This is a genomic window from Myxococcus xanthus (assembly GCF_013116825.1).
GTDB lineage: Bacteria > Myxococcota > Myxococcia > Myxococcales > Myxococcaceae > Myxococcus > Myxococcus xanthus_B.
In genome coordinates this window covers 1-5,748 of the sequence record NZ_JABFNS010000243.1, presented here as the reverse complement: position 1 = coordinate 5,748, position 5,748 = coordinate 1, and the positions used below count along the sequence as shown (strand labels likewise).

The window sequence follows — 5,748 nt, the reverse complement described above, 5'->3', positions numbered from 1 at the left end:
ATGGTGGGGAGGGTGGAGTGTGGGCTCATAAAGGCCAGTGCGCAAATCCGGGCGGGTCCAAAAGTCTAGGTTATATAGGGCGCGCCCATGTCACTCGACCTCAAGCGCGCGGCCGCAGAGCCCATCTCCTCCGTCGACATGCTGTTGGCTGGATTCCGAGCCGCCGAGAAGCCCAGCGGTGCGCACCGTCTGGGGCTCGAGCACGAGAAGTTCCTCTACCCGGTGGGCGCCGCGGAGCCGCCGACCTACGAAGGTGAGCGGGGCGTCGGCGCGCTGCTGAACCGGGTGGCCTCGGCGGGCTACACGCCCTTCCGGGAGACGCCGGAGTCGCCCATCATCGCGCTGCAGCGCGGTGGCGCCACCATCTCCCTGGAGCCCGGCGGCCAGGTGGAGCTGTCCGGAAGCCCCTTCGTCACCGCGCGCGAGGCGCATGCGGAGAACCTGACGCACCTGTCGGAGGTCTCCTCCGCCGCGAGGGAGCTGGGCTTGCGGCTCGTCTTCCTCGGCTACCGCCCCTTTGGCACGACGGCGCAGATGCCGTGGATGCCAAAGACGCGCTACCTCATCATGCGCCGCACGCTGCCAGAGCGCGGCCGGCTGGCGCTGAACATGATGTTGATGACGTCCACCGGCCAGGTGTCCCTGGACTGGGCGGACGAGGCGGACTGTGTCCGCAAGACGGTGGTGGTGGCGCGGCTCGCCCCGCTGATGAATGCGTTGTACGCCAACAGCCCCATCGTGGAGGGCAAGCCGTCGGGTTACCTGTCCTTCCGCAACCGCGTTTGGGACGAGGTGGACCCCACGCGCTGTGGTTACCTGCCTGCGTTCTTCGACGGCTCGTTCTCGTATCGCGCCTATGTGGAGTGGGCGCTGGACGCGCCGCTGCTCTTCCTGCGGCGCAACAACGAGTACCTGTACCCGAAGCTGACCTTCCGGCAGTTGATGAAGGAGGGCTTCGAGGGCAAACCGCCCGACCTGAACGACTGGACGGACCATCTGTCCACGCTCTTCCCCGAGGTGCGGCTGAAGACGGTCATCGAGGTGCGCGGCGCGGACTGTGTGAATCCCGCGATGACGGGAGCGCTCGCCGCCCTCTGGCGCGGCATCCTGTACGACGCCACCGCGCTGGAGGAGGCCGAGCGCCTGTTGCCGAAGCTGACCTACGCCGAGCACCTGGCTTTCCATGATACGGCGCGGCGCGAGGGACTGGGCGGCCGGCTGGGTTCGCAGGAGCTGCACCGCCTGGCGGCGGAGATGCTGGCCATCTCCCGCCGGGGCTTGATGCGGCTGGATGCGCAGGATGCGCCCCTGTTGGACGCGCTGGACGCGGTGGCCGCGTCGGGGCGCTCGCCCGCGGTGGCGGTGCTCGAGGCGTGGGAGAAGAATCCCCGCCCCGAGGCGCTGCTGGACGGCTTCAGCCTGTGACATGGGGGCGGGCTAGAACTGCCCGCCAATCATCACATTGCCGTTGAAGAGGCTGCCTTTCTCGTCGGCGTTGGTGACGGGGTTTCGGAGGAGGCCCTCCCCGCCGACGAACCGGTACGTGGCGCGTGCGCCGGCCACCAGGTTGCCGAAGCGGTAGTCCAGGCCCGCGGCCAGCGGGAGCTCCGTCTGCCAGTCATTGTTGTAGAAGCGGTCCGCGCCGTCCGAGGGGTTGAGGTAGCTCAGGCCGACGCCCGCGCCGACGAAGGGGCGCCACTTCTCGTCGATGAGTGGTCCCGCCTTGGCGAGCAGGGTGGCGTTGTGGCGCCAGACGCCTTCGCCATCGCCGTTGTCGCGCAGGCGCGAGTCGTCGATGGGGAAGCGCTGGCCTTCGTAGCCGACCTCGACTCCGCCGTACTGCCAGGGATAGGCGCTGGCGTTGATGCCCAGCAGCGGGCCCACCTTGGTGTTGCTGCCGAGGTCTCCGGTGAAGTTGCCGAGGCCCAGTCGGACGTCGATGCCCACCAGCGGCCGCTCCTCGACGCGCAGCCGCTCGCCCACCTGCTGTGCCTCGATGGCGAAGGCGGGTCCCGCCATGCCCAGCGCCGCCGTGGCGACTCCACCCACAATCGAACGTCGCATCGCATTCCTCCCCGGAAAATCAGTCACCGGAAAGCTGGCCATCTGTCGCCACGGCTACAGAGAGAGAGCCGCAGGGACGCACGGTGGCCTGGATGGTCGCAGGCGCATCGGCCCATGGGGCGAAGGGCGCCGTGACTTGTGCGCGGGCGAGCGAGGAGGGGCTCAGCGGCGGCCGAAGAGCTTCTTCAGTCCGGACAGCACGCCACCTGGGCGTCGCTCTGGCTCAGGGACCAGCGGCGAGCGGGCGATGAGCGCGTCGAAGGTCGCGTCGTCCAAGTGCTCCGTGGCCAGGGACACCGCGTGCCGCTTCACGCCAGGCAGGGTGGCTTCGAGCGACAGGGCCCCATCGACTGAGAGCTCGAGGTGCAGTTCCACCTCACCCGCGCGCTCCACGTTGAGGGTGAGCCGGCCGAGGTACTCGGCGTCGGACGCCTGCGAGGCTGCCCCCTGGAAGAGGGCCAGCTCAAGCGGGCCCGGCACCGCGGGAAGCACCAGCGTCTTGGTGGCGGGCAGGCGGGTGTTCCGTTCGAGGACGCGGCGCAAGGTGCCACCGCGCTCGGCGACGGCGAGCGGGGAGGAGAGCACCTCGGAGACAGTGGCCGCGGGCTTGCCGGCCGCGGCGAGCAGGAGCCCCTGTCCTAGCAGCGCGGCGCCCAGGGCCACGCTGCCTCGGGTGTCCACGTCGTCGCGCACGCTCACGCCCAGGCTCTCTTCGAGCCGGCGGCGGACCAGGGGCGCGGCGCTCTGCCCGCCGACCAGGAGCACCGCGTCCAGCCCCTGGGGGGAGAGCGCGTTGGATTCGAGCACGTCGCGGACCACGGTGGTGACGCGCTGGGCGAGGTCGGCGGTGAGGGCTTCGACTCGCTCCCGGTTGATGGGGGGGACGGTTCCCGAGGGGAGGGTGACGTCCACCTGCTCCTGGCTGGAGAGGGCCACCTTCGTGGACTCGGCGGCGGTGCGCAGAGGGGCCCAGTCGAAGGGATGGTCCGGCTTGGGGACGCCCTGTTCCGAGAGGTCGCTGGCGATGGCCTCGGCGATGCGCGCATCGAAGTCCATACCGCCGAGGGTGGCGTCACCTCCGGTGGTAATGACCTCGAGGTCATCGCCTGTGACTTGCACCACGCAGACCTGGAGACCGCCACCGCCCAGGTCCACGACGAGCACCCGCTTTCGCGCGAGCCCTCGGCCATGTGCATACGCGAGCGCCGCCGCCGCGGGGGCGATGAGGATGCGCTGGGTATCGAGCCCCGCGAGCGTGGCGGCTTCGCGAAGGGCGGCGCATTGGCGGTCGGTGAAGTGCGTGGGGGCACAGATGACGGCGCGGGTTGCCTTGCGGCCCAGGTGCGTCGCGGCGGCATGCTTCAGCTCGCGAAGCAGCATGGCCGTGAAGAGCGTGGGGGAGATGACGCGGCCCCGGACCTCCACGGCGGAGTTCCCATTCGTGTCCGTGGTGACGGGGAAGGGGAGTAACGGGGCGAGCCAGCGAAGTTGCGGAGAACGCGGCTTCAGGCCCAGCAGTCGCTTGAGACCGGAGATGGCACGGCGGGGGGCACGTTGGCCTTCCGTCTGAGCCGTGGTGCCGACGACGAGGTCGCCGGTGCCGTTCACCGCGATGAGCGCGGGAAGGTCCGTGGTGGTGGTGCCGGGGAGGGGAATGAGCGTGGGCATCCCGTCCTGGACGACGGCGACGCGCGCATGTGAGGTGCCCAGGTCGATGCCCAGCACGACCTCGGGGAGCGCGGGCGCCGAGGCCGGTTGAGGAAGGGGGACCTCGAGCAGGGCACGGCGGCGGTGGCGTGGCACGTCCGCGTCCTGAGGGACGGGAGGCGTGGGCCCGGATTCGGTACGGGCTGGGGCTGCTTCCGTGTTGGACAGAGAGGCATCATCCGAGGCCACGCTGGGGCGCACGCCTTCGGGGGCGGCGGTGCGCCCATGCGGCTCGGCAGTCGCGTGTGTCGGCGCTGGTGATGGACTCGACTCGGCCGCGGGGGCTGCACTGGCTGCCGCCTGGGGCGGTGTATCACCTGATGTGGAGGCGTCCTGCGAACGCTCAGCGGACTTCGCAGCCGGAGCGGCGGGTACCGTCTTGTCGATGCCAGGTGCGCTCGGGAGCGCGGCCATCGTCTGTGCGGATGAAGCCTCGCCGGGAGCACTGCCGGACTGCTCATCCGCGCTGGTCGTCGTCGTCGATTCGGACGCGATACCCGGGCCACTTTTTTCGGTGGTCGGCCCTGCTGCTTTGGGCTCGGTAGCTGCCTCGTTGCTTGCCTCGGCGACGGGCGCATCGCTCAGTGGTGGCGTCGCGGCGGGGGGCTTCGTGGTGGATGCGCCGCCTGCGTCGGCGTCGGACTGTGCACGAGTGAGCGCGCCCGTCGCGGACGCCTCCGGGGATGCTACGTGAACTGCCTCGGCGGTGGGCTCGACGCTTGTGGTTGAAGTGGCAGTTGGCGTTTCAGTCGGAGATGCGTCGCCTGCTTTGGCATCGCGCTTTTCACTCGCGGGGGCCGCCGTCTCGGAGGATGTCGGGGCTGCTTCGTTGCCCTCGTCGGTGCCGGGCTCGACGCTTGTGGTCGAGGCCTCTGCGGTTGCTCGAATCGTGAATGTATCGCTGCCCTCGGCGGTGGGCTCGGAGCTCGTGGTCGCAGATGTCGCGGAGGGTTCCGTGGCTGCTTCGTTGGCGGGAGCGGTGCCCGTAACTGGCGTCGTCGCGGAGGGTTTCGTCGTTGCAGACGTGCCAGCTTCCGAAACGAGCGAGGTGCTCGCCTGAGCGACAGATGCGCCGTGGGGCGCCGCTGCATCTGTATCCGTCGCCGAGGCGGTAGTTTCGTCACCGACGGCTTCGTCGAGCTCAGCGGGCGCGGGTCCACCAGGACCAGACGGGGATGCAGGGAGCGCGGACGCGGAGGTGGGAGGCTCTGCGGCTGCATGCGCATCGTCGCCTGTCTCCATCGCGGGCGGGACATGAAGCAGCGTTTGAGGCGGTTCCACTGGCTCGCTCAAGGCCGGCGCGTCGGAGGCGTTCGCCGTCAGGTCCGGAGTCGTGGTCGCTGTCGGCGCGGTGCCGGCGTCGGTTGACGAATCCTCCGGGGCGAGTGGCGCTTTGGCGGGCTCAGCGAGGCCATGTTGCTCGGCTACGGCATTCGCATTGCCACCGTCATCCTCGGACGCCGCGAGGCTCGCGGTGATGGCGAAGTCGAGCCCGTCACTCGAATCAGCTTCAAAGCGCGGAGCGACAGGTCCCGGACGTGCGTCCACGTCTTGTGTGCTCGGAGTCCCTGATTCAGCGAAAGCACCCCCGCCGAACGCGTCAGAGGCATCCCGTGAGCCCGTGTCCGCCTCTCCAGACACCGCATGCGTGTCCGTGCTGGACGCAGGCTCATCCGACACATGCTCGGACTCGGAGGGCGGAGCAGCCGTGCTGGAGTCCGGCACTTCCGAGCGTGCGTCATCATCCGCCGTAGCAGTCTCGGAACTGGGCGTGAGTTCCGGCACCGCCACCGTGCTCGCGAGAGCGGCTCCGTTGGCAGCCACCGTGCCAGGAACTCCCGTCGGCGGGCCTTCGACGCGCGCATCCTCCCGCGAGGGTTCGCGGGTGAGCGTCGAGGCACGCACCGCATTCGAAGCCTTCGCGCCGGGTGTGCGGCGAACGAGTCCCGGGGGAGGCGCGGGCGCAGGGGCCGGAAG

General features: G+C 69.8%; 3 protein-coding genes. 1 reads left to right on the top strand and 2 read right to left on the bottom strand.

All coding sequences use genetic code 11. The annotated features are described in order from the left end of the window. Positions 1 to 87: 87 nt before the first annotated feature. Positions 88 to 1,425, top strand: coding sequence for a glutamate--cysteine ligase (locus HNV26_RS36620; protein ID WP_171445482.1), 1,338 nt, complete (start codon positions 88 to 90; stop codon positions 1,423 to 1,425). A 12-nt stretch (positions 1,426 to 1,437) separates the two neighbouring features. Here the strand turns inward: HNV26_RS36620 and HNV26_RS36615 are convergent, their stop codons facing one another. Together HNV26_RS36615 and HNV26_RS36610 are read right to left on the bottom strand one after the other, a co-directional pair. After that, positions 1,438 to 2,106 carry a hypothetical protein gene (locus tag HNV26_RS36615; RefSeq protein WP_140794807.1) on the bottom strand — a complete coding sequence of 223 codons (669 nt, stop codon included), beginning with the start codon at positions 2,104 to 2,106 and terminating at the stop codon, positions 1,438 to 1,440. Between the two features lie 120 nt (positions 2,107 to 2,226). After that, a complete protein-coding gene (locus HNV26_RS36610; protein WP_366817106.1) occupies positions 2,227 to 3,867 on the bottom strand; it encodes an Hsp70 family protein in 1,641 nt (546 codons plus the stop codon). Positions 3,868 to 5,748: the final 1,881 nt, after the last annotated feature.